29 protein-coding genes are annotated in these 25,680 nt (G+C 71.9%); 12 read left to right on the forward strand and 17 right to left on the reverse strand.

The genetic code is table 11. The features are described 5' to 3' along the window. Positions 1 to 21 precede the first annotated feature (21 nt). Positions 22 to 588 (reverse strand): TetR/AcrR family transcriptional regulator, encoded by a 567-nt coding sequence (locus tag VGO10_RS10470; RefSeq protein ID WP_327467954.1) that lies wholly within the window; start codon positions 586 to 588, stop codon positions 22 to 24. Next, positions 585 to 2,138, reverse strand: a complete 1,554-nt coding sequence (locus VGO10_RS10475) for a glycerol-3-phosphate dehydrogenase/oxidase (RefSeq protein ID WP_327467957.1) — start codon at positions 2,136 to 2,138, stop codon at positions 585 to 587. Before VGO10_RS10475 ends, VGO10_RS10470 begins: the two co-directional genes overlap by 4 nt. Positions 2,139 to 2,169: 31 nt before the next feature. Here VGO10_RS10475 and VGO10_RS10480 point away from each other — a divergent pair, with 31 nt between their 5' ends. Then, positions 2,170 to 3,780, forward strand: coding sequence for an FAD-binding oxidoreductase (locus VGO10_RS10480; RefSeq protein ID WP_327467959.1), 1,611 nt, complete (start codon positions 2,170 to 2,172; stop codon positions 3,778 to 3,780). 52 nt (positions 3,781 to 3,832) lie between these two features. Here VGO10_RS10480 and VGO10_RS10485 read toward each other — a convergent pair whose 3' ends face one another. Continuing rightward, positions 3,833 to 4,516 carry a PadR family transcriptional regulator gene (locus VGO10_RS10485; protein ID WP_327467961.1) on the reverse strand — a complete coding sequence of 228 codons (684 nt, stop codon included), beginning with the start codon at positions 4,514 to 4,516 and terminating at the stop codon, positions 3,833 to 3,835. 648 nt (positions 4,517 to 5,164) lie between these two features. Beyond that, positions 5,165 to 5,572: an FHA domain-containing protein gene (locus VGO10_RS10490; protein WP_327467964.1), complete on the reverse strand. Its 408-nt coding sequence runs from the start codon at positions 5,570 to 5,572 to the stop codon at positions 5,165 to 5,167. A gap of 126 nt (positions 5,573 to 5,698) precedes the next feature. On the opposite strand from VGO10_RS10490, the gene VGO10_RS10495 reads away from it, so the two are divergent. Next, entirely contained in the window at positions 5,699 to 5,959 is a 261-nt protein-coding gene (locus tag VGO10_RS10495; protein WP_327467966.1) for a hypothetical protein, read from the forward strand. A 246-nt stretch (positions 5,960 to 6,205) separates the two neighbouring features. On the opposite strand, the gene VGO10_RS10500 is transcribed toward VGO10_RS10495, so the two are convergent. From VGO10_RS10500 to VGO10_RS10510, 3 genes are all read right to left on the reverse strand, one after another. Continuing rightward, entirely contained in the window at positions 6,206 to 6,799 is a 594-nt protein-coding gene (locus tag VGO10_RS10500; RefSeq protein WP_327467968.1) for a winged helix-turn-helix domain-containing protein, read from the reverse strand. Positions 6,800 to 7,079: 280 nt separating this feature from the next. Then, the gene (locus VGO10_RS10505) at positions 7,080 to 7,703 is read right to left on the reverse strand and encodes an NUDIX hydrolase (protein WP_327467970.1); all 624 of its coding nucleotides are present in this window, start codon (positions 7,701 to 7,703) and stop codon (positions 7,080 to 7,082) included. Between the two features lie 4 nt (positions 7,704 to 7,707). After that, a complete protein-coding gene (locus VGO10_RS10510) occupies positions 7,708 to 8,526 on the reverse strand; it encodes a prolipoprotein diacylglyceryl transferase (protein WP_327467972.1) in 819 nt (272 codons plus the stop codon). Between the two features lie 40 nt (positions 8,527 to 8,566). Between VGO10_RS10510 and VGO10_RS10515 the strand changes: the two genes are divergently transcribed. The 3 genes from VGO10_RS10515 to VGO10_RS10525 are packed head-to-tail and all read left to right on the forward strand — an operon-like array spanning position 8,567 to position 10,507. Further along, positions 8,567 to 9,844: an MFS transporter gene (locus VGO10_RS10515; protein ID WP_327467975.1), complete on the forward strand. Its 1,278-nt coding sequence runs from the start codon at positions 8,567 to 8,569 to the stop codon at positions 9,842 to 9,844. 38 nt (positions 9,845 to 9,882) lie between these two features. Next, positions 9,883 to 10,320: an organic hydroperoxide resistance protein gene (locus VGO10_RS10520; protein WP_327467977.1), complete on the forward strand. Its 438-nt coding sequence runs from the start codon at positions 9,883 to 9,885 to the stop codon at positions 10,318 to 10,320. Continuing rightward, positions 10,298 to 10,507: a hypothetical protein gene (locus tag VGO10_RS10525; protein WP_327467979.1), complete on the forward strand. Its 210-nt coding sequence runs from the start codon at positions 10,298 to 10,300 to the stop codon at positions 10,505 to 10,507. Before VGO10_RS10520 ends, VGO10_RS10525 begins: the two co-directional genes overlap by 23 nt. Before the next feature lie 119 nt (positions 10,508 to 10,626). Here the strand turns inward: VGO10_RS10525 and VGO10_RS10530 are convergent, their stop codons facing one another. After that, positions 10,627 to 10,821, reverse strand: coding sequence for a hypothetical protein (locus tag VGO10_RS10530; protein ID WP_327467981.1), 195 nt, complete (start codon positions 10,819 to 10,821; stop codon positions 10,627 to 10,629). Positions 10,822 to 10,926: 105 nt separating this feature from the next. On the opposite strand from VGO10_RS10530, the gene VGO10_RS10535 reads away from it, so the two are divergent. From VGO10_RS10535 to glpK, 3 genes are read left to right on the forward strand one after another with little or no spacing between them, the layout of a single operon-like run. Further along, entirely contained in the window at positions 10,927 to 11,274 is a 348-nt protein-coding gene (locus VGO10_RS10535; protein ID WP_327467983.1) for a hypothetical protein, read from the forward strand. A gap of 44 nt (positions 11,275 to 11,318) precedes the next feature. Then, positions 11,319 to 12,734 carry an HD-GYP domain-containing protein gene (locus VGO10_RS10540; protein ID WP_327467985.1) on the forward strand — a complete coding sequence of 472 codons (1,416 nt, stop codon included), beginning with the start codon at positions 11,319 to 11,321 and terminating at the stop codon, positions 12,732 to 12,734. Positions 12,735 to 12,758: 24 nt separating this feature from the next. Further along, a complete protein-coding gene (gene glpK / locus VGO10_RS10545) occupies positions 12,759 to 14,213 on the forward strand; it encodes a glycerol kinase GlpK (protein WP_327467987.1) in 1,455 nt (484 codons plus the stop codon). A gap of 58 nt (positions 14,214 to 14,271) precedes the next feature. Here the strand turns inward: glpK and VGO10_RS10550 are convergent, their stop codons facing one another. Then, positions 14,272 to 15,402, reverse strand: a complete 1,131-nt coding sequence (locus VGO10_RS10550) for a sigma-70 family RNA polymerase sigma factor (RefSeq protein ID WP_327467989.1) — start codon at positions 15,400 to 15,402, stop codon at positions 14,272 to 14,274. Positions 15,403 to 15,496: 94 nt separating this feature from the next. On the opposite strand from VGO10_RS10550, the gene VGO10_RS10555 reads away from it, so the two are divergent. Further along, positions 15,497 to 15,913, forward strand: coding sequence for an HIT family protein (locus VGO10_RS10555; RefSeq protein ID WP_327467991.1), 417 nt, complete (start codon positions 15,497 to 15,499; stop codon positions 15,911 to 15,913). Here VGO10_RS10555 and VGO10_RS10560 read toward each other — a convergent pair. The 4 genes from VGO10_RS10560 to VGO10_RS10575 form a co-directional block, all read right to left on the reverse strand. Next, complete coding sequence (locus tag VGO10_RS10560) at positions 15,910 to 16,500, reverse strand: helix-turn-helix domain-containing protein (RefSeq protein ID WP_327467993.1); 591 nt, start codon at positions 16,498 to 16,500, stop codon at positions 15,910 to 15,912. The genes VGO10_RS10555 and VGO10_RS10560 overlap by 4 nt on opposite strands. Positions 16,501 to 16,511: 11 nt before the next feature. Next, positions 16,512 to 17,771, reverse strand: a complete 1,260-nt coding sequence (locus VGO10_RS10565) for an acyl-CoA dehydrogenase family protein (protein WP_327467995.1) — start codon at positions 17,769 to 17,771, stop codon at positions 16,512 to 16,514. A gap of 54 nt (positions 17,772 to 17,825) precedes the next feature. After that, entirely contained in the window at positions 17,826 to 18,488 is a 663-nt protein-coding gene (gene trhA / locus VGO10_RS10570) for a PAQR family membrane homeostasis protein TrhA (protein ID WP_327467997.1), read from the reverse strand. A 67-nt stretch (positions 18,489 to 18,555) separates the two neighbouring features. Next, the gene (locus VGO10_RS10575; protein WP_327467999.1) at positions 18,556 to 19,893 is read right to left on the reverse strand and encodes a hypothetical protein; all 1,338 of its coding nucleotides are present in this window, start codon (positions 19,891 to 19,893) and stop codon (positions 18,556 to 18,558) included. 30 nt (positions 19,894 to 19,923) lie between these two features. Here VGO10_RS10575 and VGO10_RS10580 point away from each other — a divergent pair, with 30 nt between their 5' ends. After that, positions 19,924 to 20,103 carry a hypothetical protein gene (locus VGO10_RS10580; RefSeq protein ID WP_327468001.1) on the forward strand — a complete coding sequence of 60 codons (180 nt, stop codon included), beginning with the start codon at positions 19,924 to 19,926 and terminating at the stop codon, positions 20,101 to 20,103. A 3-nt stretch (positions 20,104 to 20,106) separates the two neighbouring features. Here the strand turns inward: VGO10_RS10580 and VGO10_RS10585 are convergent, their stop codons facing one another. Continuing rightward, positions 20,107 to 20,664, reverse strand: coding sequence for a YqgE/AlgH family protein (locus tag VGO10_RS10585; RefSeq protein ID WP_327468003.1), 558 nt, complete (start codon positions 20,662 to 20,664; stop codon positions 20,107 to 20,109). Positions 20,665 to 20,846: 182 nt separating this feature from the next. On the opposite strand from VGO10_RS10585, the gene VGO10_RS10590 reads away from it, so the two are divergent. Beyond that, positions 20,847 to 21,560, forward strand: a complete 714-nt coding sequence (locus VGO10_RS10590) for a Crp/Fnr family transcriptional regulator (protein WP_327468005.1) — start codon at positions 20,847 to 20,849, stop codon at positions 21,558 to 21,560. Between the two features lie 3 nt (positions 21,561 to 21,563). Here the strand turns inward: VGO10_RS10590 and VGO10_RS10595 are convergent, their stop codons facing one another. Beyond that, positions 21,564 to 23,216 carry an MFS transporter gene (locus tag VGO10_RS10595; RefSeq protein ID WP_327468007.1) on the reverse strand — a complete coding sequence of 551 codons (1,653 nt, stop codon included), beginning with the start codon at positions 23,214 to 23,216 and terminating at the stop codon, positions 21,564 to 21,566. Positions 23,217 to 23,225: 9 nt separating this feature from the next. Then, a complete protein-coding gene (locus VGO10_RS10600; RefSeq protein ID WP_327468009.1) occupies positions 23,226 to 24,503 on the reverse strand; it encodes a TIM44-like domain-containing protein in 1,278 nt (425 codons plus the stop codon). Between the two features lie 56 nt (positions 24,504 to 24,559). Between VGO10_RS10600 and VGO10_RS10605 the strand changes: the two genes are divergently transcribed. Further along, on the forward strand, positions 24,560 to 24,952 hold the full coding sequence (locus VGO10_RS10605; protein ID WP_327468011.1) for a hypothetical protein: 393 nt from the start codon (positions 24,560 to 24,562) through the stop codon (positions 24,950 to 24,952). Here the strand turns inward: VGO10_RS10605 and VGO10_RS10610 are convergent. Beyond that, positions 24,949 to 25,596, reverse strand: a complete 648-nt coding sequence (locus tag VGO10_RS10610) for a PilZ domain-containing protein (RefSeq protein WP_327468013.1) — start codon at positions 25,594 to 25,596, stop codon at positions 24,949 to 24,951. The genes VGO10_RS10605 and VGO10_RS10610 overlap by 4 nt on opposite strands. Positions 25,597 to 25,680 lie beyond the last annotated feature (84 nt).

Consider the following 25,680-nt stretch of genomic DNA (forward strand, 5'->3'; position numbering starts at 1 on the left):
GACCGGCGATCAGCGGCGCTCCTATGCGTCGAGCAGCGCGTCGATGATCCGGACCAGCTCGATGCGCAGGTCGGCCTCGGCGACGTCTTCGGCGATCGCGCCGGAGAGGGTGAAGGACTGTGCGACGAGCAGCAGCGCCTGGGCGATGGTGCGCGGGTCGCCTTGGCGGATCGAGCCGTCGGCCTGGCCGAGGGCGAGATCCCGCATGACCAGCCCGATCGCCGCGCGCTGGGTCTCACCCATGCGGCCGAGGACGTAGGGCAGCAGCAGCTCGGGCTCGGCCTCGATGATCTTGTTCATCAACGCGTTGGACCGGACGGCGTCGACCGATTTGAGCACATGGTCGCGCAGGCGGGCGCGGCCGTCGCCGCCGCTGACGTCGGCCGCGACCTCGGCCATCGCCGCGCCGAACTCGCGCGTCATCAACTCGCGCAGGACCGCGTCGACGTCCGGGTAGCGGCGGTAGACCGTCATGCGGCTCACGCCCGCGCGCCGGGCGACGTCGGTCAGCGTGGTGCGCCGGATCCCGAAGTCCAGGACGGAGGCGCGGGTTGCGTCAAGGATGGCCTCGGTGGTGGCGTCGCTCACACCACCGAAGCTTGACGAGCTTCGGCGACGAGCGCCTGGACAACCGGACGGGCCTGCGCGCGATGGTCGGCGACCAGACCGATGCGGGTGCGACGGTCGAGGACGTCGTCGGCGTCCAGCGCGCCCTCGGCGCGGACGGCGTGGAGGATCTCGACGCCGAGGATGTCGAGGCCGGGCGCGACGGGCTCCAGGAGCCGCGGATCCCCGCCGGCGAGCGCGACGACGGCCGGCGCCTCGCTGCCGTGGCGGTCCACGAGGCGGGCCGGCGCCGCGATCGCGGCCAGCGCGTCACGCGGGGCGGCGCCCACCAATGGGAGGTCGCGCGTGCGGCACGGGCCGGCGGTGTCGGCCAGTCCACCGGCTTGGACCGCGGCGTCGACGGCGTCCTGCGCCATCCGGCGGTAGGTCGTCAGCTTGCCGCCGACGATGCTCACCAGCCCGCCGTCGCCGCGGATGACCGCGTGGTGGCGAGAGAGGTCGGCGGTCTTGCCGCCGTCCTCGCGATCGACGAGCGGCCGCAGCCCGGCGTAGGTGCCGAGGACGTCGTCCTGCGTGAGCGGGACCGCGAGCGCGCTCGAGAGCGTCGCCAGCAGGAAGTCGATGTCGGCCTGTGGCGCTTGCGGGACGTCGGGGATCGGGCCCGGCGCGGGCTCGTCGGTGATGCCGACGTAAGCCAGACCGTTGCGCTGAGCGATCGCGAAGACCCAGCGGTTACGCTCACCGGGCACCGGGACGTTGAGCGTTCCAGCCAGTCCGCCGAGGCGATCGAGCCCGACCACGAGGTGTGTGCCCAGACTGGGACGCAGGCGCAGGCCGTCGACGAGCTCGCCGGCCCAGACGCCGGTGGCGTTGACCACCGCCCGGGAGCGGATGTCGAAGGATTCGCCGGTCAGCTCGTCGCGCAGCCGCGCGCCATCGCCCGCGAGCTCGACCGCGCCGCAGCGCGTAATGATCCGCGCGCCGTGCAGCGCGGCGGTCCGGGCGAGGCCGACCACCAGGCGCGCGTCGTCCTCGAGCTGTGCGTCCCAGCCGACGAGACCGCCGCGCAGGCCGTCGCGAGCCACGCCAGGAGCGAGGCGCAGGAGCTCATCGACGTCCGCGCGCCGCGCGCGGGGGAGCTCACGGGCCGAGGTGCCAGCGACGCGGCGCAGGCCGTCACCGAGCGCGAAGCCGATGCGGGTCTGGCGCTCGGCCTTGGCCGTGATCGCGGGCGTCAGCGGCAGGGTCTGCACGATCGGGCGCACGAGGTGCGGCGCGGTGCGGGTGAGGAGGACATGGCGCTCGCGGGCGCTCTCCATCGCGATGCCGACGGCGCCCTGGGCGAGGTAGCGCAGCCCGCCGTGGATGAGCTTGGAGCTCCAGCGGCTGGTGCCCCAGGCGAGGTCGCGGCGCTCGACGAGCGCGACGCGCAGCCCACGCGAGGCGGCGTCCAGCGCGACGCCGGTGCCGGTGACGCCGCCACCGATGACCAGGAGGTCGAGCGGTGCGCCGTCGCGCAGGGCGTCGAGGTCGGAGGTCCGGCGCTCGGCGTTGAGGAAGCTCTGTGACATCTGGGCAGACAATGTAACATCGTCTCCCGCGATGAGCCAGCCGACCGAACTCTTTGACCCCGCCGCCCGCTGGGCCGCGCCCGACCCCGAGCCGATCGTCGGCGACGACCTGCGCGTGCTGTTGCGCCAGGCATTCGCGATCGAGGAGGACGGCGCTGGCGCCTCGCCGGCGGCTGTTGTGCTGGAGGTCGCGCCGTCGCGGCTCTCGCTGGTCGCCCTGCAGGCGCTTGGCGCCGTGGTAGGCCCGGAGCACGTCGTCGTCGAGGACGCGGCGCGCGCCGCGCATGCCAACGGGATGTCCTACCTCGACCTCGTCCGCCGCAGCGCCGCGCCGCCGACGGTGCCGGACGCGATCGTGTTGCCCGCTGCCCACGAGGAGGTCGGGGCGATCCTGCGCGCGTGCTCGGAGCATGGCGTCGCGGTCGTGCCGTTCGGGGGCGGGACGAGCGTTGTGGGCGGCGTGGCCCCGACGCGTGGCAGCTTCGACGCGGTGGTCGCCCTCGATCTGCAGCGCCTCGACGCGCTGCTCGAGGTCGACGACGTCTCCTGGACCGCGACGCTGCAGGCGGGCGTGACCGGGCCGCGCGCCGAGGAGTTGCTCGCCGAGCACGGCTTCACGCTCGGCCACGTCCCGCAGAGCTTCGAGCGCGCGACGATCGGTGGCTATGCGGCGACGCGCTCGTCCGGGCAGCTGTCGACCGGCTGGGGGCGCTTCGACGCGCTCGTCGAGCGCGTGCGCGTCGCGACGCCGGCCGGCGACCTCGACCTCGGCCGTGCACCCGGCACCGCGGCAGGCCCGGATCTGCGCCAGCTCGTCTTGGGCTCCGAGGGCGCGTTTGGCGTCATCACGTCGGTGACCGTGCGCGTGCGGCCGCTTCCGGAGGTGCGCCGCCACGAAGGCTGGCGGGTCGCGGACTTGGCGACCGGCGTCGGGATTCTGCGCACGCTTGCGCAGCGCGGCCCGAAGCCCGATCTTGCGCGGCTGTCGGATGAGGTTGAGACGGCGATGGGCGTGTATTCGGCCCACCCACCCGGCGGCGGGACAGACGAGGCCGGCGGTTGCCTGCTGCTTGTCGGCTGGGAGGGCGCGGCGGCCGATGTGGCCTACCGCGCCGAGGCCGCGACCGCGATCCTGCGCGCCGCCGGTGCCACACCGCTCGGTGAGGAGGCCGCGGAGTCCTGGCGCCACGGGCGCTTCCGCGCCCCGCGCCTGCGCGACGAGCTGCTCGGCGCCGGCATGCTGATCGAGACGCTGGAGACCGCGACGACGTGGCGTGATCTGGAAGCGCTGCACGCGCGGGTGGGCGAGACGCTGCGGACGGCGCTGGACGGCGCGAGCCCGATCGTCGCCTGCCACGTCTCGCACCTCTACGCCGCGGGCGCCTCGCTGTACTTCACCGTGCTCGCGCGCCGCGATGGCGACGATCCAGTTGCCCAGTGGTCGGCCGCGAAGACCGCGGTCATGGAGACGCTGACCGGCGCCGGCGCGACGCTCACCCACCACCACGCCATCGGCGCCGACCACGCGCCGTGGCTGGCCGCCGAGATCGGTGAGCTCGGCGTCGATGTGCTCCGCGCCGTGAAGGCTCGCCTCGATCCGGCCGGCGTGCTGAACCCCGGAAAGCTGCTGCCCGCCGACTGAGTCGACGGGCAGCGGGCGCTTCGGAGGGGAGAGGGGGTCTGCGTTCCCTGCGTTACTGCTCGTCGCCGTCGGCCGGCGGGTCGCCGGCCAGCAGGCGGTAGAGGCCGCGACGGGCGTCCTCGAGGATGGCCTTGGCCTCCCCGAGCTGGTCCTTCGTGCCCGTCTGGGCGACCTGCATGGCGGCGATCGCCAGCGCCTGGGCGGAATGGCGGAGCTCATGGAGCTCACCTGAGGCGCCCTCGCCGACGGTCTCCCACGGCGTGCCCATCCGCTCACGGTTGGCCTCGACGTGGGCGGTGCCCTCGTCGGTCAACGTGAACGACTTGCGCCCGTCGTGCTCGGTGGCACGGACGAGACCCTCGTCCTCCAGCTGCGACAGCGCGGGGTAGACCGAGCCGGGGCTCGGACGCCAGACGCCGCCACTGCGCTCCTCGAGCTCCTGCATCAGGCCGTAGCCGTTGCGAGGCTCCTCGGCGAGCAGCAGGAGGATCGCGGAGCGGATGTCACCGCGCCGCGCACGCCGGCCGCCACGGCCGCCGCGATGATGGGGGCCCCCCGGCCCGCCACCCGGGCCGCCAAATCCGGGGCCCCGGCCAAAGCCGAACCCGGGTCCGCCGCCCGGCCCACGGCCTCCGCCCATCATGGCGAGGAACTCGGGGAAGAACGCGCGGCCTTCGCCGCGATGCTGCTTGTGATGGCAGCGCCCGTGTGGCGCTGCATACGTGGCACCAGTCATTCGGTGCTCCCTTCGGTTGATCTATCGAACGAACATCACGATATATCGGGAGTGTTCGTTTGTCAAGGGCATTCGTTGTCGTCTGTCGTCCGCGGTAGGGGCTTGCGTGGCGCACCCGTGGCGCTCAGCGCGGGCGTCGTTCTGGTTCGCGGCGTGGTCTGAGGGCGGCGAAGGGGTGAGGAGTCGTCGGGGCTCGTGGCGCCATCGGCCTTCCGCGCGAGGGTTCGCGGGACGGCCGGCGTCGTTCGGGGCCGAAGTCACACCCTGGGTACGTTGACGTGGCTATTCCCGGTCAACGTGCCCGCCGGGCATGATCTGAGGCCCGACGATCGGCCCCGGTCGAGTTGACCGGCACAGCACACGTCAACTCGACCCGAACCCTCGGTTCGGGACCGAGCGTCGGTCCGAGTCGCCTGGGATCCCTATGTGGGGTCCGAACCGACCCGGACCCCACCAACGCGGCGAACCACCCGGGCCCCGACGCCGACGGACGACAAGCCCGCGCCCCGAGGCCCCGGTCACTGCTCACTCCCCTCGGTGCCACCGAACCCCGCAACGCACCCCGACCACAACGCGCGCGGAACGCCACCGGTGCGCCACGCAAACCACCACCGCAGACGACAGAAGACAACGGCGCGCGCGTCGCGCCTAAGGCGCCACCACATCCCGGTACGTCAGCACCACACGCCCCAGGACCACGACATCGCCATCGCGCAACTCAGCCTCAGTAACCCGCCGCCCATTGACGAACGTCCCATTCGCGCTGCGGTCATCAAGAATCCGCGAGCCCGTCGGCCGCTGATGCACGATCGCATGCCGGCGCGAGACGCTCTGGTCCTCGAGCCGCACGTCGACGGCGAAGCCGCGTCCGACGTGGGTCGTGCCGGGGGCCAATGGCAGCAGGACACGCTCGTCGCCGTCGTCGAGCTCGAGGTAGCGGCCAGGTGCGGGGCGCTCCGTAGAAACCGCGTGCCGGCGCTCGCGGAAGCTGACACGGGGGAGGGCGTCCAGGACGTCGGTGCGGGTGCCGTCGAAGGTCTCGGGGAGGGAGGTCACGGAGGGCATGACGGAAGTTCACCGCGCCAACCTGAGCGCCACCTCAAGGGGAGGTGAGAGCTCGCGCAGCCTTTTCGGCTCGTCGAAGCGCGGCGCGCCGCGTCGGCCGTTAGCCTGCCTGCACGAATGTCAGCCGCCCGCCCCTTGACCACCCCTGACGGCCGCCTCGCGCTGCGCCTGCTGGAGGAGGCGGGAGAGAAGGGGCTCAGCGTCGCCGAAATGCGTGCCGAGGGACTGCAGATGCCCGCCCAGGCGCTCTACGAGGTCGAGCTCGCCGGGTGGCCGCTGGTGCGCAAGGGTGGCCGGACGCGGTTGCGCCCGTCTGACGCCCCGCCGCCCAAGCCGTTCGAGATGCCCCCCAAGGTGCGCCTCGTCCCACGCGGCTGAGGAGCGTCGCGGATTTCGCCGACGTGGCACGCCGCCGCGGCCGCGGCTAAGGCCTCCGGAGATCCCTTGAGGCGCTCAGTCCGCGCCTCCTGGCGCCGGGGCTCGATTAGTTCGACCGTTGTTTCAGAAGAAGTCGGTGAGCAACCTAGACCGATGCAGCAACGCCCCCGGTGACGCCGGCTCCGTGAGCCGAGCGCGCCGCCGGAGGCGTTGTGAAGAACTTTCTAATTGTGGCGCGTTGCCGCTCTAGGCGGAGGCGCGCCGCGTGCGCTTCATCGGCGTACGCTTCTTCTTCGACTCGGGGATCTGGTTGCTGAGCGGCACCGACTCGAAGCCCAGGACGACCACGCCGGCGTCGATCGCGCCCTCGTCGCCCGCCTTGGCGATGCGCTTGGCGGCCTCGCCCTCGATCTTGTCGACGCGCTCCAGGAACTTCGCCGCCTCGGCGGTGAGCGCCGTCCAGCCCTTGGCGTCAACGCGCGCGGTCTTGCGCTCGATGACGGCGTCCGGCCGGTCGAAGCCGCCGGATGCGGCGGAGGCGTTGGTGTAGTCCTCCAGCATCTTCAGCTGGGAGCCCACGGCGGCCTGCTTGGCGACGGGCGAAGCCTTAGACCAGTTCTCCTGCGTCACCTTCGGGCGCGCCTTGGCCTTGTAGTGATGCTCCACGGCTCCACGTACGCGCGTCTCATCAACAAGCTCGATCAGACCGAGCTTGTGGAGCGTGCGGACGTGGTAGGCAGTCGCTCCCAGGGTGGTGCCGAGCCACTGGGAGAGCTCGTTCGGGCTGGCCTTGCGCTCTTGCAACATGGCCATGATGCGGACCCGCACCGGATGGCTCATGGCCTTCACGTAGCGAGGGTCGTCAATTGCGGTGATGGGCTTCACGTTCCGTCCAAATCGTTCAGGTAATTGGCGGTAGAGGCGAACCTTAGCCTGCCGCCCCGTCGGGTACCGGCAGATCTTGTACAGGTTCGCCTCATCCAATTGTGCGAAGACGCTCAACCGTCGTCAATCCTCCGACCGGGGGATCTGCACGGTCTCACGGAACGATAACGCAGACTCAGTGCTAAGTCTGCCGTTCGAGGCGTGATGAGCGATTGCTCAGGCGTGGCGGTTGGAGCTACACGCCGCCGACGCGCCGCAACTTCGGCGCGATGCTGCCCAGATATGGCGCCGGAACGACCTCGTCGGCCGTCACCTCGATGTCGTCCTCCCGTGATCCATCCCACGACCGCGCACGTACCGCGATCGCACCGGTGCGCCCACCGTCAAACGCTGTGACCAGCGTCGCAAAGGCGTCGTGGCCGATGAGCACCAGCCCATCGAGCTCGACGCGGTCGAAGTCCCGCCACGCCGCCAGCGGCCGGTCGTCGCGCACCGCGAAGACATGCTGCAGCTCACGGTTGACGGTCCCGGAGCGCTCCGTATCGGCCACACGATGTACCCCTAAGTGCGCCAGATCGTCGAACACGTAGGCCGCACCGAGCTCTTCGTCGACCTCCCGCAGGCCGTCGCGAATCGACTCGCCCGCGAGCAGATGCCCGGCCGCCGAGGCGTCGAGGAATCCCGGCCACGACGCCTTATCGCGTGCGCGGCGCTGCAAGAGCACGCCAGCGGGCGCCACGACCCACAGGTGGAACGCCAGATGCCAGTCTCCGTCACGGTGCACATCGCCGCGGCGCTTGGTCCCGACCTGCCGGCCGTGCTCGTCGAAGACGTCGAGAATCTCGTCGTCGGCGCCCACGGCGCTAGGTCTGGTTGACCGGCGTCGCGCCGACCGTTGCGTCAACCTCAGCGGGGCGGCGCCGCTCGCCTTCGGGCAGCAGGATCGAGCCGTGGCGGCGCACCACGATCGCGATCCAGATCGCGCCGGCGAGCAAGAGCGTCAGGCTCTCCAGCTGCGCGGCCGTGAGCCCAAGCGCGACATCCGAGTTGCGGCGCAGGAACTCGACCAGGAAGCGCTCCAACCCGGCGCCGACGAGGTAGAGCGCGAAGAGCATCCCCGGCCGCACCTTGTCGCGCAATTGCCACAGCACGAAGGCAAGCAGCCCCATCGTGAGCGTCTCGTAGATCGGTGTGGGATGGACCGTCTCGCCCGGCGCCGTCGGCACCGTGCCGTGCGGGTAGCCCATCGCCCACGGTCCGTTCCAGGCCTTGCCGTAGTCGCCGTCTCCTGAGACCTGGCAGCCGATCCGGCCGATCGCGTAGCCGAGCGCCAGGCCCGGACCGGCGATGTCGAGGAGGTCCAGCGAGAGGAAGCCGCGGCGGTGGGCCCAGTAGAGGACGGCGATCGCGCCGCCCAGCAGGCCGCCGTACCAGATCAGCCCGGAGCCGCCGAAGATGTCGCTGGCGCTGAGGCTGTCGTGGTTTTGCAGCAGGTAGTAGCCACGCGCGCCCACCAGTCCGCCGACGAGGGCGACTGTGACGATCTCGTAGGCCCAGTCGACGGGCCGGCCCAGCTCCTTGAGCCGGCGCGCCGCCACCAGTCCCCAGGCCGCGAAGTTCAGAGCGAAGAAGAGGCCGAATGTCTTGATCGACAGGCCGAGGACGTGGATCTCGGGCTTCACCGCCTGCAGACTACGCAGCGTCGTATCGTGGCGAGCCGCCGTGCCGGTCCGCCTCCTCTCCCGCGTCGCCGTCGATGTCTCGCCGCTGCGCGAGTCGCGTGATCTGCGGCTGCTGCTCGGCGGCGAGCTGATCACCGGGCTCGGCACGCAGGCCGCGCTGGTCGCGCTGCCCTACCAGCTCTACGTCGAGACGGGATCGGCCTTTCTGACCGGCCTGCTCGGCGCCGTCGAGCTCATCCCGCTGATGTCGATGGCGCTGCTCGGCGGCGCGCTGGCCGACCGCCGCGACCGTCGGCGGCTGCTGTTGATGATCCAGGCCGCGCTCGTGCTCGGCGCGAGCGCCCTCGCCGCGCTCGCCTACGCCGGCTCGCCGCCGCTCGTCGCGCTCTACGTGCTCGGCGGGGCGATGGCCGGCTTCGGCGCGGTGCAGAACGTGACGGCCTCGTCGATCGTGCCCAACCTCGTGCCGCTCGAGCAGTTGCGCTCGGCGTTGGCACTCAACTACGGGATGAACACCCTGACCCAGGTGGTCGGCCCGGCCATCGGCGGCGTGCTGATCGGTGTGCTCGGGCTGGGCGCCGCCTACACGATCGATGCTGCGAGCTGCCTGGCGATCTTCGCCGCCGTCTGGGCGATGTCGCCCCAGCCACCGCGTGGCGCGTTGGCCGAGCCCGCGCGCGTGCTGCGCTCGATCGTCGACGGCCTGCGGTTCGTGCGCGGCAACCAGGCGCTGCTGGGCTCGTTTGCGATCGACCTGCTGGCGATGACCTTCGGGATGCCGCGCGCGCTGTTTGCCGTGTTGTCGGTCAGCGTCTACCACACCGGAGCCGGCGGCACGGGCTTGTTGTACGCCTCGGTTGCGGCCGGTGCGACGGTGGCCGCGCTGACGACGGGCTGGCTGGCCCACGCGCGCCGTCTGGGCCGGATCGTCATCTGGGCGGTCGTCGCCTGGGGCCTGGCGATCGCGCTGGCCGGCATGGCCGGCTCGTTGTGGATCGCCGCGGCATTGCTCGCGCTCGCGGGGGCGGCCGACAGCATCAGCGCGGTCTGCCGCTCGTCGATCAACCAGTCGGTGACGCCGGACCATCTGCGCGGGCGGATGTCCTCGGTCTTCACGCTCGTGGTCACCAGCGGGCCGCGGCTGGGCGATGTCGAGTCCGGCTCGGTCGCGGCGTTGACCAGCGTGCGCACCTCGGTCATCTCCGGCGGCCTGGCCTGCGTTGCGGGCGTCGGGCTGGTCATGCTCGCCTTCCCGGCGCTGCTGCGCTTTGACGCCGAGCGTGACGTCATCGGTAGCGCCGAGCCCGCGCCTGCATGAGCGTGGCGGCGCGACCCGACGCCGCTATGGTCGAAGACATGGCCAAGACGCTGTACACGGCAGAAGCCCACGTCACCGGTGGGCGCGACAAGGGGCACGGCAAGACCAGCGACGGGGTGTTGGAGGTCGACCTCCGGCTGCCGACCGAGATGGGCGGCCAGGGCGGTGGCACCAACCCCGAGCAGCTCTTCGCGGTCGGCTACGCGGCCTGCTTCGAAGGCGCGATCGGCGCGGTCGCACGGCGTGCCAAGCTCGAGACCGGCGATGCGGTCATCGACTCCAAGGTCTCGCTGCATCCCAACGAGGCCAAGGGCTTCGACCTCTCGGTGCAGCTCGACGTGACGCTTCCGTCGGTCGACGCCGAGCAGGCGGTCGAGCTCGTGAAGGCCGCCCATCAGGTCTGCCCGTACTCCAACGCGACGCGCGGGAACATCCCCGTGACGCTGACCGCCAATGGGCAGCCCGTCGAAGGCTGAGCACGTCCACGACGCCGGCTGTGTCTCGGGCGTCTGCGGAGCGGACGTCCCGCCGCTGATCGGCTCCGTGCTCACCGGCACGGGGCTGACGGTCGCCCAGGCGGCCGCGGCGCTGGAACGCGGCGAGACGCCGGCGCTCAACGACGTACAGCGGCGCATCGTCGAGCAGTACGTCCTCGAGCGCTGATCCACCGGCCGGCGTTCGCCGCATGTTCTGACGCGGACCTGCGTTGAAGGGTCCCGGTGGGCGGCGGGCCGGCTGAGGCCGCCGTCCACCACTCATCGGACCCCGCCCATCCTGGCGCGCTACTGCTGCGCGCCACCGTCCATGGGCGGCGACACGGTCGCCTCGTGCAGTGGCGGTCTGCCGGTGTACCAGTAGGTGAAGTGGTCGACGCGCGAGCCATCCGGCAGGCCCGACAGCGCCAGATCGACACGGCGGGCAAGCGAGCGCTCGTCGCCGTCGATAATCCGCAGCACGTTGGGCTCGTCACGGTCCATGTCACGACGACGGTAGATGCCGGAGGCCTTGGCGTCACGGGATTTCCTCCTGCTGTCGAGGGCATTCCGACCGCTGGTCCAGGCCGCCGGTCTACCCTGCGGTGCGTGCTTGCCGATGTCGTGCCCTACACGGGCCACACCACCGAACACCGGCGCATCGTCGTCGAGGTGCGCGGGCGGGCGGTCGTTGGCGTGCGCGTGGGCATCACCCGCTACCCGTGCGCGGACTTTGGCGACGTCGGGCCGCTGGTCATTCGTGAAGCCGGCCGCGCCGCGATCGGCCGCGACGGTCGCTTCCGTTTCGTCGCCGGTGAGCCGGCACAACGCATCACGATCGCCGGCGTCCTGCGCCGGCGCGCCCATCGCCTCACCGGCACCGTCCGCGTGCGCGGCACGATCGCGACCGGGCAACGCTGCGCTTCCGGCACGCTGCGGTTCGTGACGGAACGCTGACGCGACCGCTCAAGCTGCCCTGATCGCGGTCGAAGCACCCGGGGGTGGACGGCCTGCTCCGCAGCCGCTTTGGCTCCAACCTGACGCTCATCGCCGCGAGCGCCGCGGTCCCGGCTGCCGTGATGCACTTCCTCGTCAGCGAGGACAAGGCGCCGGTCACCGCCGTCCAGCACCTCTTCATCATGGCCATCGGCTCGACGATCGCCGCCGCGGCCAGCGTCGCGCTGATGCTCGCCGGCTTCAAGCGCCGCGAGACGCGTGCGGTCGTCGCCGGCGGCGCGTTTGCCGCCATGACGCTCATCCTGCTGATCCATGGCCTGGCGACGCCGGGCGTGCTCATCGGGCCCAACGGCGTCGTCGCCGTGGCGGGCGGCCTCGCGCTGCCGGTCGGCGGCGCGATCCTGACGGTCGCCGCGCTGCCCGCCCTGCGCGGCCCGCGCCACCTGCGCACGGTCGCGGTCACCCTGACCGCGCTGCTGGTCGTCATCGCCGCGCTCGGCGCCGTCGGCTTCGCCGTCCCGCAGGACGTCCCGTCGGTCCCGGGCTACAACTCCCCCGAGGCGATCGCCCTGCTGGCGATCGGCACGCTCTTCTTCGGCATCGTCGCCTCGCGCGCCGTGCGCACCTTCACGCTGACCCGGCGCAGCAGCGACCTGCTCGTGGTCATCGGGATCGTCTGGCTCGGCATGGCGCTGATCCCCGTGCTCGTCCTCGACCCCTACACCTGGGTCTGGTGGACGGGCCACGCGCTGGAGCTGCTCGGCGTCACGCTGGTCGGGGTCCCGGTGGCGATGGATGTCCACCGCGGCCGCCCGTCGCATCCGCTGGTCGGCGACCTCCCCGCGGCCGCGCTTGTCGCCGAGGAGGAGGCGTTCCTCGGCGCCCGGGTGCGCGTGCTGATGGCGCGCCTGGAGGCCAAGGACCGCTCGACCGAGGAGCACACCCGCCGCGTGGCCGAGTGGGCCGTGGCGATCGGCGAGCAGCTCGACCTCTCGGCCGGTCGCCTGCGCGACCTCGCGCTTGCCGGCCTGCTGCACGACATCGGCAAGCTCTCGATCCCCGACGCGATCCTCGGCAAGCCCGGGAAGCTGACCGACGCCGAGATGGACGTCATCCGCCGCCACCCGGTGATGGGCGACGATCTGCTGCGCGAGCTGGGGTACCCCGAGCAGATCCGGCGCGGCGTGCGCGGCCATCATGAGCGCCTGGATGGCAGCGGCTACCCCGATGGCCTGCGGGGCGACGAGCTCGATCTCGAGACGCGCATCCTCGCCGTCGCCGACGTGTGGGACGCGCTCGTCTCGCCGCGGGTCTACCGCGGTGCGTGGACGCCGGAGCGCGCGATGGCGCTGCTGGCGGTCGACGCCGAGTTCGACGCGCGCTGTGTCGCGGCGCTGCGCGCGATCACCGGCGTCGTGCCGGCCGTGGCCGCCGCGCCGCCGCTTGCTGACGCCGCCTGAGCGGACCGTGGAAGACTCGTCCCCATGATCCTGGGGATCGATCAGGGAACCACCGGCTCGCGCGCCTTCCTCTTCGACGAGCAGGGCAAGGTCGTCACGAGCGCGTACTCCGAGTTCGAGCAGTTCTTCCCGCGGCCGGGGTGGGTCGAGCACGACGCGGCCGAGATCTGGGAGACCGTGAAGAAGGTCTGCCACGCGGCGCTCGACGACGCGGGGCTCGACGGGTCGCAGCTCACCGCGATCGGCATCACCAACCAGCGCGAGACCGCGGTTGCGTGGGATCGCAACACCGGTGAGCCGCTGCACCGCGCGATCGTCTGGCAGGACCGCCGCACGGCGGGCCGTTGTGACCGCTTGAAGGCCGAGGGCCTCGAGGCGATGTTCCGCGAGCGCACGGGCCTCGTGCTCGACGCGTACTTCAGCGCTACCAAGTACGCGTGGATGCTGCAGGAGGGCGGCGTCCCGCACGATGCGGCCCTCGGAACGATCGACGCCTGGCTGCTGTTCAAGCTCACCGGCCGCCACGCGACCGACTACTCCAACGCGTCTCGCACGTTGTTGTTCAACATCCGCGAGCTGCGGTGGGACCCGGAGCTGTGCGACACGCTCGGCATCCCGATCGAGGCGCTGCCCGAGCCGGTGCGCAACGCCGAGGTCCTCGGCGAGACGACGGAATTCGGCGGCTCGGTGCCCGTCGCCGCGATGGTCGGCGACCAGCAGGGCGCGCTGTACGGCCAGGCGTGCATCGACACGGGCCTCGGCAAGAACACCTACGGAACCGGCAACTTCTTATTGCAGAACGCGGGGGGTGGCACGCCCGTCTTGGAGGACGGGTTGATCACGACGATCGCGTGGGGGATCGGCGACCGCGTCGACTACGCGCTGGAATCCTCGATGTTCGTCACCGGTGCGGGGATCCAATGGCTGCGCGACGGGCTCAAGATCATCGACAACGCGGCTGACACCGAGGCGATGGCGGCCTCGTTGGAGTCCAACGAGGGCGTGTACTTCGTGCCGGCGCTCACGGGTCTCGGCTCGCCGCACTGGGATCCGTACGCCCGCGGGACGATCGTCGGGTTGACGCGCGGCTCGTCGCGCGAGCACATCGCGCGTGCTGCGCTGGAGGCGATCGCCTATCAATCGGTTGATGCGGTGCGCGCGCAGAACGCGGCGCTCGGAGGACGGTTGACGGAGCTGCGCGCCGATGGCGGCGCGACGGCCAACGGCTGGCTGATGCAGTTCCAAGCCGACATGCTCGGCGTGCCGGTCGTCGTCCCTGAGATCGCCGACACGACCGTGCTCGGCGCGGCCTACCTGGCCGGTGTCGCGACCGGCACGTGGACCGAGGAGGACGTCAAGTCCCTCTGGACCGAGTCGGTCCGCTACGAGCCGCAGATGAGCGACGACCAGCGCCAGTCGCTGCTGGCCGATTGGCAACGAGCGCTGGAACGCGCCGGGCACTGGGTCACCCCGGACTGAGGAGCGTCGAGGGACGACGCAACCCCCGAGGGCGTGGTCCAGTCGTCCCTCGACGGCCTTACGCGGCGGTCGCTGCTTCCACGAGCGCTTCGGCCATCCGATGGCCGCTGCCGTCCGGGCCGTTGACGCAGCGCTCCGGGTGCCACTGCACGCCGAGCGCGAAGCGATGGCCGGGGACCTCCAGCGCCTCCACCAGGCCGTCGCGGGCCTTGGAGGTGACGCGCAAACCGCGCCCCAATGTCTTGACCGCCTGGTGATGCTCGGAGATGACGCCGGGCGCATCGCCGAGCAGGCGGCGTGCGAGCGTGCCGCCGGCGGTGGTGACGTCGTGGGCGTCGCGGTGGTCCAGCGCGTCGTAGCCGGAGGAGGGGAGGTCCTGGTGCAGCGTGCCGCCGTGGACGATGTTCAGCAGCTGCGTGCCGCTGCAGACACCGATGACGGGGAGGTCGGTGGCCAGCGCGTGGCGCAGGGCGGCGAGGTCGCGGAGGTGGCGGGTGAGATCGGTGTGGCGGACGTGCGGGCCCTGGGTCTCGCCGTAGAGGCCGGGGTGGATATCGGTCTCGCTGCCGCCGAGCACGAGCGCATCGGCGCCGGCGAGGTCGAGTCCGGCCTGCATACCGGTGAGGGTCCGCACGCGGGCGCCGGGGGCGCTCAGCCAGCGCTCGTAGGGTCCCGGATCCTCGCGGCCAAGGAGCAGGAGCACGGTCGGCCGCTCGTCGTCGGCATTGGCGCTGGTGTAGGCCTCGAGAAACGCGGCACGTGCCCGAGCGACCCGCTTGCGCGCGGCGTCCTCGGAGAGATCGAGCAGTTCACCGAGCTCGCGCAGCGACAACCCCGCTTCGAAGCGCAGCAACAGCACCAACCGCTGGTGGGCCGTGAGGGTCGCCAGCGCGTCGCGCAGCAGCGGGTCCCGATGGGCATCGCTGGCCTTCGGGTCCGCCAGCGCGCCGTGCAGCGGGACGTGGTCACGGCGCTTGCGCCGCCGCAGCTCGTCGAGCGCGAGGTTGGTCGCGGTGCGATGCAGCCACGCACGGACGACCGGCGTCTGCGCACCGCGCGGCGCACTGCGCCACGCCCGAGCGAAGGTCTCCTGCCGCAGATCCTCGGCGGTCTCCCGATCGCCGACCATGCGCAGCAACCGCCGCGTCAACGGCCCGCTCTGCTCGCTGAGGATCGCGTCAAACGTCATCTCACTCCCTTCAGACGCGCGAGCGACGGCAGACCGGACACACGCCGAATGCTACGGCCGCCACGCGTCCGCTCCGCGCGTAAGCTCCGGCCGCATGGCCGGCGATGACTGCGTCTTCTGCAAGATCATCGCCGGCGACCTGGCGGCGTCGATCGTCTACGAGGACGCCGACCACGTCGCGTTCCTCGATGCGCGCCCGCTGTTCGATGGGCACACGCTGCTGGTGCCGCGCACGCACGTCGAGACGCTCGCCGACCTCGCCCCCGACGCGATCGCCCCGTTCTTCACGCTGACCCAGCGCCTCAGCGTCGCGATTCCGCAGGCGATGGACGCCGCCGGCACGTTCGTGGCGATGAACAACACCGTCAGCCAGTCGGTGCCCCACCTGCACTGCCACATCGTCCCGCGCAACTTCAAGGACGGCCTGCGCGGCTTCTTCTGGCCCCGCACCAAATACGACGACGACGCCGCGCGCGACGCGGTCGCCGCCAAAATTGCCGCGGCGCTCTAGTCGCTCGCCGGGATCCCGCGGATCACGACGCCCGCCAGATACGCCGCCAGCGCGTCCGGCTGCCACGTGCCCGGCTCCTCGAGCTGCACGCGGAAGGCGAGCTCGGCCAAGGCCACCAACATGCGGCCTAGCAGCTCGGTCTCGCGCTCGGGCAGCTGCGTCCAGGCAGCCAGGACCTCGCTCAGGCGCTGCTCCCAGTGCTCGCGGCCGCGCTCGACGCGGTTCTCGCCGTTGCGCTGCAGATAGATGACGCGAAACGCGTCCGGCGCCTCGACCACTGCCCGCAGGAGGGCCGCCATGCCGTAGCGCAGCAGATCTTCCTTGCTGCCCAGCGCGCCGAGGGCCGGGACCGACTCCTCGACCATGTGCCAGAACTTGCGCTCCTCACGGCGCAGCAACTCCTCGAACAACTCCTCCTTGGAGTCATAGCAGGAGTACAGCACCGGTTTCGAGACGGCCGCCGCATCGGCGATCGCCTGCATCGAGACGGCCTCGAAGCCGTCTCGGGCAAAGAGCGGCAGGGCGGCGTCCAGGACGAGCGGCCTGCGCAGCTCCGGTCCCAGATGCGCCGCCCGTGCGCGTCCCATGCTCGTAGTCGCTAGGAGATCCGCATGCCGGAGATCGCACGCGCGATGACCAACTGCTGCATCTCGCTCGTGCCCTCGAAGATCGTGTAGATCTTCGAGTCGCGATGCCAGCGCTCGACCGGGAACTCCCGGGTGTAGCCGTTGCCGCCCATGATCTGGATGGCGCGCTCGGTCGCCCAGACGGCGACCTCACCGGCCTTCAGCTTGCTCATCGAGCCCTCGGCGTTCTGGAACGGGATGCCGTTGCGGGCCATCCACGAGGCGCGCCAGACCAGCAGGCGCGCGGCGTCGAGCTCCATCTTCATGTTGGCCAGGGCGAAGCCGATCGACTGGTTCTCGATGATCTTCTTGCCGAACTGCTCGCGCTCCTTGGCGTAGTTCAAGGCGTACTCGTAGGCGGCGCGGGCGATGCCCAGCGCCTGGGAGCCGACGATCGGGCGCGTGGCCTCGAAGGTCTGCATCGCGGCCTGCGTCTTGCCCTTCTTGCCCTCGCGCACGCGGGCGAGGCGCTCGTCGAGCTTCTCCTTGCCGCCGAGCAGGTAGGCGCCGGGGATCTTGCAGTCGTCGAGGTGGACGTCGGCGGTGTGCGAGGCGCGCAGGCCGTGCTTCTTGACCTTGGCGCCCTGCTCGATGCCCTCGGTCGCGATCGGCACGATGAACGCGGCGTGGCCGCGCGAACCCAGCTCGCGGTCGGTCTGGGCGATGATCACGTGGACGTCAGCGATGCCGCCGTTGGTCGCCCAGGCCTTCTGGCCGTTGAGCGTCCAGGTGTCCGAAGCCGCGTCGTACTTGGCGGTCGTGCGGATGTTGGAGACGTCGGAGCCGGCGTTGGGCTCCGAGGCGCAGAAGGCGGCGACCTTGATGTCCTCGGCGGTGCCGTAGCAGCGCGGGATCCACTCCATGACCTGCTCCCACGTGCCCTGGCCGGCGATCGCGGCGGCGGCCAGGCCGGTGCCCATGATCGCCATGCCGATGCCGGCGTCGCCCCAGAAGAGCTCCTCCTGGACGAGCGGCATCGTCAGCCCCGACGGGTCGGCGGCGAACTGCTGCAGCGACTCGAAGCCGTAGAGGCCGATCTTCGCGGCCTCCTCGATGATCGGCCACGGGGTCTCTTCGCGCTCGTCCCACTCATGAGCGGCGGGGCGGACGACGCCCTCGGCGAAGCCGTGGACCCAGTCGCGCAGGTCCTTCTGCTCTTGGGTGAGGGCGAGCGAGAACGTCGGCTCGGCGGCGATTTCGGTGTCTTGGGGCGTCTCAGCGGTGCTGGCCATGCGACAAAGCTACCACGAAGTAGGAACGTTGGCGTTCAGTTGGCCGAATGGCCGTCAGTCGGCCGGGAAGACCCAGCCCGCCAGCGCGATGAACTGGACCGCCGCCGCGGCGATCACCAGCGCGTGAAAGATCTCGTGGAAGCCGAAGGTGCTCGGCCACGGGTTCGGGCGCTTGGTCGCGTAGACGATGGCGCCGACGGTGTAGAGCAAGCCGCCGATCGCCAGCAGGACCAGGGGCGCGAGGTCGAGCGCGTCGAGCATCTGCGGCATCGCGAAGACGGCCGTCCAGCCCAGTGCCAGGTAACAGGCCGCGCTCAGCACGCGCGGCGCGGTGATCCAGGCGACGCTCAGCACGACGCCGCCGAGTGCGCCGGTCCAGACCGCGGCCAGGATCACCCAGCGCAGCGTTCCGTGCATGACCAGCAGCGCGACCGGCGTGTAGGACGCCGCGATGAAGACGAAGATCGTGGAGTGGTCGATGCGCCGCAGCAGCGGCCGCCAGCGCGGGTTCCAGCGCCAGCGGTGGTAGGTCCCCGACGCGGCGAAGAGGCCGCAGAGCCCGATGCCGTAGACGATGGAGGCGACCTTCGGCGTGCCGGCCGGCACGAGGATCGCCAGGGCGATCGCGGCAATCAAGGCCACCCAGAACGCGTAGGCGTGAGACAGCCCCCGCAGCAGCGGGCGCAGTTCGTCCTCGATGATCGCGGGCCGGCTCATGGACGTCGAGCGCGCACGGTACTCGCGCCGCCGCCCGTCCAGCGCAGATCCGGGGGCTAGCCCCCGGCTAGGTCGTCGTGTCGGGCAGATGGCGTCCAACGACGGCGACGACGATGCCGCGCGGCACGTCCGGGTCGCTGCCGTCAGAGACGTGCAGGTAGATGCGGGCGATGAACTGCGCGCCGGAGCCCGACCCCAGCCCGATGTGCGGGCCGACCCAGAGCTTCGGACTGCCGGGCCCGTCGAGGTAGAAGGAGTAGTCGTCCTCGTAGCGCTTGCGCGTGGTTTCGGCGATGTCGCCCTTCCACTGCGTGATGCCGTGCTCGGCGGCGAGCTGACTCAGCGACTTGCCCATGTCGCCGGCCTCGTAGCGCGCGGCCAGGGCGTCGAGCCCGCGCAGCGTGCGCAGCACGAGGCCGGGGCGGCGAAACGGCGACTCGGCCGCGGTCTCGAACGCCTTGGGCGCGAAGCGTAGGTGCTCAGACTGCGCGGCGGCGCGCTCGACGGCCTCCAGCACGGTGGCCGGCGGCGCCTCGGGCTCGGCGGACTCCGCGGCGCCTGCGTCCTCGGCGCCGGTGTCGACGCGCGCCAGCAGCTGCGTCAGCTCGGCGATCGTGCGGCGGTCCTGCTCGCGCTCGGCACGCAGCCGCTCCATGCGGTCGTGGAGCTCGTCACGCGCCTGTTGGGTCGCGGCGGCGTCGGCGAGCGTGCGCTCCATCTCCTCCAACAACTCGTTTTCGGCGGGCGGCGCGTCGGCGATCGCGGCTGCCGCGGCGCGCAGCGTCGCCACCTCGGCCTCCAGCTCCGCGACCCGCGCCGCCGCCGCGTCGCGCTCACGGCCGACCGCATCCCGCTCCGCCTCGGCCGTCGCCCGCGCCCCGTCGGCCTCGTCGCGCTTGGCCCGCGCGACCTCCTCGCGGCGCTTGAGCTCCGGGATCTTCTTGCCCTCGTCCTCGAGCTTGCCCGCGCGCAGCTCGAGCTCCTTCTCGCGCGCCGCCAGCTTCTCGTGGGCGCTCAGCGCCTTCTCGACGACCACGCCGAAGATCGCGTCGTCGATGCCCGACTCGTCGAGCATCTTGTCCCAGGACCCGAAGACGGCCTCGACCTCCTCGGCCGTCGGCCAGCCCCGGTCGGGGTCGAAGTCCTCGGGCTCGGGTGAGAAGCCGGCCAGGCCGGTGAAGCGCCAGACGGCGTGCAGGATCTCCAGCCGATCCAGCGCATCGCGCGCCGAGGCCCACCACTGCGCGTCGCCCTTGGGCGGTTCTCGCTCCTCGAGGCGCAGACCGAGCTCTTCAAGGGCCTGCTCGGCGGCGCGGCGCGCGTAGTACTCCTTGCGCAACTGCGCGGTCGTCGGCTCGGCGCTCTTGGCGGGGCGCGCCGGGCGTGCGGGCTTCTTCTTCGCCACGCGCCGCAAGCTACTGGGTACAACTGCACCATGGTTCCGCCCTACGACGACGATGACGACTGGACCGGGACGCCGCCGGAGGGGCACGTCACACGTGATCGCGCCGACGCGTCGCACTGGGCCCGCAACTGGCCGGCGCAGACGATCGTGTACGCCTTGATCGGCGTCGGGATCGTTGTCGTCGTGGTGCTTGCGCTGGTCGCCAGCTGAGCGTCAGTTGACCGTCGGGTCGACGGGCATCCGCGCCAGCAGCCGGAACTGGCCGCCCTTGCGCGCGAGGATGCGGCCCCAGAGCTCACCGGGCTCGTCGTCGAAGACGTCCTGGGGTTGGGCGGGCTCGACGATCCAGTCCTCGCGCTCCAGCTCGGCTTCGAGTTGCCCCGGGCCCCAGCCGGTGTAGCCGGCGTAGACCCGCCGGCGGGCGGTGGCGGCGCCGAGCTGGTCCAGGCCGGTGCGGTCAGAGACCAGGCCGATGCCCGCGACGACCAGGAACGCGGCCTCGGCGGGATCCTCGAACTCGGCGAGCACGACGATCGAGGCGGGCTGGACGGGCCCGCCGACGAAGACGACCTCGTCATCGTCCACGACGCCCTCGAGCTCAGGCACGGCCTCGACGACCTCGGTCTCGCTCGGGCGGTTGAGCACGATCCCCAACGCGCCCTCCTCATCGTGGTTGGCAATCGCGACGACCGTGCGCGCGAAGTTCGGGTCGGCCATCGCCGGGGAGGCCACGAGCAGCTGTCCGTCCAGGAAGTCCATCGGTCTGTGCATGGTGCCAGGGCAGCGTTGTTGATGATGTCTGCAAACGGACACAACATAATGAGGGCTTGAAATCGGCTGGCAGCAGACGAGTTTCCGGTTGATTCGGAGCCCGCCTGGCACAGACGTTTCGTCCCAACGTGTTTGTCCTGAGTCAGACGGGGAAGACCGGAAGCCTGGTGTCCAGTCAGACAATGACCTCTCGTCCACTGATCTCGATCCTCGATGCAGACCCGGAGTTGGGGGCCGGGCTGAGCGGGGACGCACGCGATCTCGCCCGGCGCCACGCTGTGGCGCCGGTGTACGCCCTTCCGACAGGGCCCTTCGACTTCCCGTCGCCCAACGGCGAGAGCGCGGCTCCGGCCGTCGGCTTGCTCGTCCTTGATGGCCTCATCACCCGCGACGTCGAGCTCGCCAAGCGCTCGACGACCGAGCTGCTCGGCCAGGGCGACATCATCCGGCCATGGGACGACGAAGCGTCCCTGGAGCCGCTGCCCGGCAGCGTCACCTGGTCGGTGCTCGAGCCGGCGCGCGTCGCGGTGCTCGATCGTCGCTTCGCTGCTGTTGCCGGCCGCTGGCCGACGATGCTCGACACGCTCATCGGTCGCACGGGGCGCCGCGCGCGCTCCCTCTCAGTGCAACGGGCGATCGCCCAAGTGCCGCGCGTCGATGCTCGCGTGCTCGTGCTGCTGTGGCTGTTAGCCGATCGCTGGGGCCGCGTCTCGCCGCAAGGCGTGCGTGTCCCGCTGTCGCTGACGCACGAGACGATCGGCAAGCTCGTCGGCGCCCGCCGCCCGTCGGTCACCACCGCGCTCGGCGTGCTCTCACGCCGCGGGCTGGTGGAGCGGACCGACACGGGTTGGCTGTTGCACGGGGACCCGCAGGATGCACTGCCAGAGTTGTTGTAGCGCTTAGCCGCCGAGCAGGCCCGCCAAGAGCGTGGAGAGGCTGCGCGGGTCGACCCCGTGGCGGCGCTCGAAGCGCTGGCGCTCCTGCTCGTCGGTGAGCGCGAGGACCAGCTCCTCGCGCGTCGCGCCGGCCTTGCACGCCGTCGTGTCCAGCACCTCCAGCGCCCGGTCCTGCAGGAAGCCCTCGATGCCGCCGGTCTGCGGCAGCGCCCGCGGCTTGCACGGGTCCTGCAGCTTCACGGGCTCCGGCGCCGCGGAGGCGTGCAGGCCGACGAAGGCCAGCGGCAGGGCCACCGCGGTCACTCCAACGGCCATGAGCGCGGGCGTCCAGCGGCGCGGCAGCACGGCCACGGCGGCCAGGAGCGCCAGGGCCCCGGTCACCAGGAACGCCGTGCGGAACGCCTCGCCGACTGCGAGCACGAGCGTCTCGTCGGTGCGGCGCGCGACCTCGTCGTAGGCGGCGTGCTCGTCGCTGGCGATCGTCTGACGGCCCGTGTCCAACGCGGCACGCAGCCCGTGGCGCGGCTGCTCGTCGTCGACGCCAGCCAACAGGACGGGCGCGAGGCGCAGCTTCTCGGTCGGCGCCAGCCGCGCGTCGAGGACGACGGCCACCCCGCGCTCCTTGGCACGCTCGGTCGCGCTGGCCAGGTTGTGGCTGACGATCGGCGCCAGGACCACCAGCGCCAGCGCGATCCCGACATGGCGGAGGACCAGCAGCCGGGCGGCGTCCTGCGGGTCGCGCTCGGGCAGCAGGTCGCCGCCAAGGGCGGGCAGCGCGAGACCCATTCCGAGGCCGGCCGCGGCCTGCGGCACGACGGTCCACAGCAGGTGCGCGTCGGGCAGGAACGCAAGCGCGAGCACGCCCGCGCCGACGAGCGCGCACCCGGCGGCCGCCCGCGCGCGGGCATCGCCGGTGATGCGCGAGCCGATCAGCGCACCTGCCGGGATGACCGTCACGGTGAACGCGGCGTGCAGCGGGGAGACGTCCCAGCCGGCGACCAGCAGCAGCACGAGCAGGAAGAGGACGGCGGTGAGCGCGGCGGAGACGAGCGCGAGGGCGATGGCCGGGCCGGGGGTCAGGCGCGGCCCCGTGCCGTCATCGGCCACCGGCCGCGTGTCGCGCGTCGGCTCGCGTAGCGCAACCACCGCGGCGAGCGCCGCCACCGGCGCCTGGGCGAAGAAGATCCAGCGCCAGGAGAGCGCCTCGGTCAGGGCGCCGCCGAGTGCCGGCCCGACCGCGGCCGCCAGCACCGCCGCGCCGAGCCACAGCCGGCGCCCGCGGGCGCCCGCCGCGCCACCGGGCTCCAGCAGCGCGAAGCCCGCGACCAGCGCCGCGGCGCCGCCGATCGCCTGCACGCCGCGGGCGGCGAGCAGCATCCCGAGCGAGTTGCTGGTGCCCGCAACGACCGAGGCGGCCGCGAAGAGCGCCATACCCGCCGCACCCGTGCGCGGTGCGCCGTAGACGCGTTGCAGCCGCTCGACCGGCAGCAGCGCCGCAGCCAAGACGACGGTGTAGACGCCGAGGATCGCGGCGACGCCCTCGACCGTCGTGTTGAGCTCCTGCAGCAGCTGCGGCAGCGCGAGCGTGACGATGGACGCGTCGGCGAGCGCGAGGCCGGCGGCGACGGCGATGAGGATGTGGCGGGGGGAGCGCACGGCGCCAGGCTAAGCGACGGCCGCCAGGCGCCACGGCAGTTCGCTGCCGGCGTCGGCCAGCGCGAAGGTCCAGCGCTGCACGGTCTCGCTGTCGGCGCCCTTGCTGCCGCCCAGCACCGCGGCGGTGTCGCGGTCCTCGACGTAGCGGCGGCCCTTGAGCGTCATCACCGCCGTCATGGTCGCGGGTGTGGCGTGCGGGTCCAGCGCGGCGATGGTCAGCGCCGCCACGCGCGCACCGCGCACGACGACGCGCGTGCGGCGCGAGCCGTCGCCGCCATAGAGCAGCATGTCGATCGCGTCGCGCTCGGCCAGCGCCTCCAGCGCGCCGTCATCGCCGTCGATCGCCTCGACCCAGGCCTCGACGGCACGCCGCGCCGCGACCTCGAGGACGTCGGGGGCGAAGCGGCCGTCGGCCAGCGCGAGGTCCAGCGCGGCGGCGCGGGCGTCGGGGTCGAGCTCGGCCGGCGCGATCTCGGCGACCGCCACGCCGGCGGGCAGCGCATCGGCGACGGCGGTCTCGACGAGCGCGCTATCGGCGACGCGATCGTCGCCCCACGGCACGGCGATCAGCTCATCTTCGAGGTGGTGCCTTCCCTCGGTCTCGGCCTCAACGGACAGCAGCCGCCAGCGCTCGCCGGGCGGATGCAGCGTCCACCACTCGGTCAGCGTGGTCTGCGGGCTGCTCGCGCCGTCCTTCATGATGGTGTTGCCGTGCTGGTCGACGACGTAGTCGTCCAGCGTCGCGTGAACGCGGACGACGACGCGGTCCTCATCCTCGCCCTCGCGGTTGACCAGGCCGACGTACTCGATGGTCGGCTGCGCCTTGGGCTCGCAGCGGTTCTGCCAGCCCTTGCGCCGGAAGTCCTCCAGCCGCCGGCGCCATTCGACCATCAGGTCGGCGCCGACGAGGGGCTCCAGCGCTGCGATGTCGTTGGCCGACCAGTGGCGCTGGATGTCGAGGAACAGCGCGGCGGCCGCGGTCCGGACCGTCTCGGGGTCGAAGTCGGCGTCGTCGGTGCTCGCCTCGGCGGCGGCCAGCTCGGTCGCGCGGACGCGGGCAGCCCGGCGCCGGCGATAGACGTAGGCCTGCCACGCGCTGGTGACGAGCACGACGGCCACGACCGCGATGATCAGCAGGATCGTGACGATCGACGCGCCGCCGGACGCGGTCCCGGCGCCTCCGCCTCCGCCGAAACCTCCTCCACCGCCGCCTCCGCCGCCACCCCCGCCAAAGCCACTGCTGCCGCCGCCGGCGGCGGCCAGGATGGTGCCGAGCAGTCCGTTCATCGAATTCGCAGGGTACGGGTAGTCCGGAGGTGACAACGTCCCACGGAGGTCCCACCATGAGCACCGGAGCCATCATCGCGATCGTCGTGATCGCGGTCGTCCTCATCGCCTTAGTTGCCATCGCCCTGCCGCGTTCTCGAGCGCGCAGCCGCGAGCGTCAGATCGTCAATCGTCGCCAAGAGGTCGCCGGCGCGCATCGCGAAGTCGCCCAGGAGCGCCTCGCCGAGGCTGACCGCGCCGAGCGCGAGGCACGTGCCCAGCGGGCCGAGGCCGAACTGCACGAGTCGCGTGCCGCGCTGCACGAGGAGGGCCTCGCCGACGAGGACCTCGCCACCGAGCACCAGCGCTTCGTGCGCGACCGTGACGGCTCGCCTGCCGGCGACCGCGATGGCGACGGGGTCGCCGACCGCGACGAGGTGGCCCGCGGCGAGCGCGCCCGCGAGCTCTAGGCCGTACGGGAGCGCAGCTCGGCGAGTGCTCGCCGCTGGCGGGCGAAGACGAACTTGACGATCCGCTCGCGCTCGCGATCGGTGAGCCGCTCGAGGCGCAGGCCGCGCAGGCCCCACGCATCGTCGGCGCGGACGACGCGCGCGAGCAGATCGATCAGGTCGTCTTCGTCGTCGAGCTCGAAGCGCACCCGCAGGCGATCGCCCGCCTCCAACGCGTCGGCGCCGGCGATCAGCACGCCGCCGGCGCTGACGTTGCGCGTGAAGCCGTTGAGCCAGCCGACCTTGAAGCCGTCGGGGATGAGGGCGACGGGGCGCACGAGGTCGATGCGGACCTCATCACGGCGCTGCGGCGCGCGCGGCGGCGCCAGCGGGACCACGGCCTTCAGGAAGTGCAGGAGGTCGTCGCGGACGCGGCCGTGAGGACCGGGAACGGCGAGCAGCCGGCCGTCGATGCGGTCGTCGCCGGTCAGCGGGACGATCGTCGCCTTGCGCCGGTGCAGGAAGCGCAGCGGGACGTCGGGGGTGGCGGTGAGCGCCAGCTCGGCGGCGCCGGTGACGGCGCGGACGACCGTCGCCTCCAGCGTGGCGACCCGCGGAACGAGCACGCGGACGCGCTCGTCCTGGTCCCTGCGCAACCCGATCATCTTCCCACGTGCATCGACGGGCGGCGGTCGATCTTGAGGGCCCGATGGAGCTGAGGAGTGACCTGCACTAGCACGCTTGGCGGC

Source organism: Baekduia sp. (assembly GCF_035996765.1).
GTDB lineage: Bacteria > Actinomycetota > Thermoleophilia > Solirubrobacterales > Solirubrobacteraceae > Baekduia.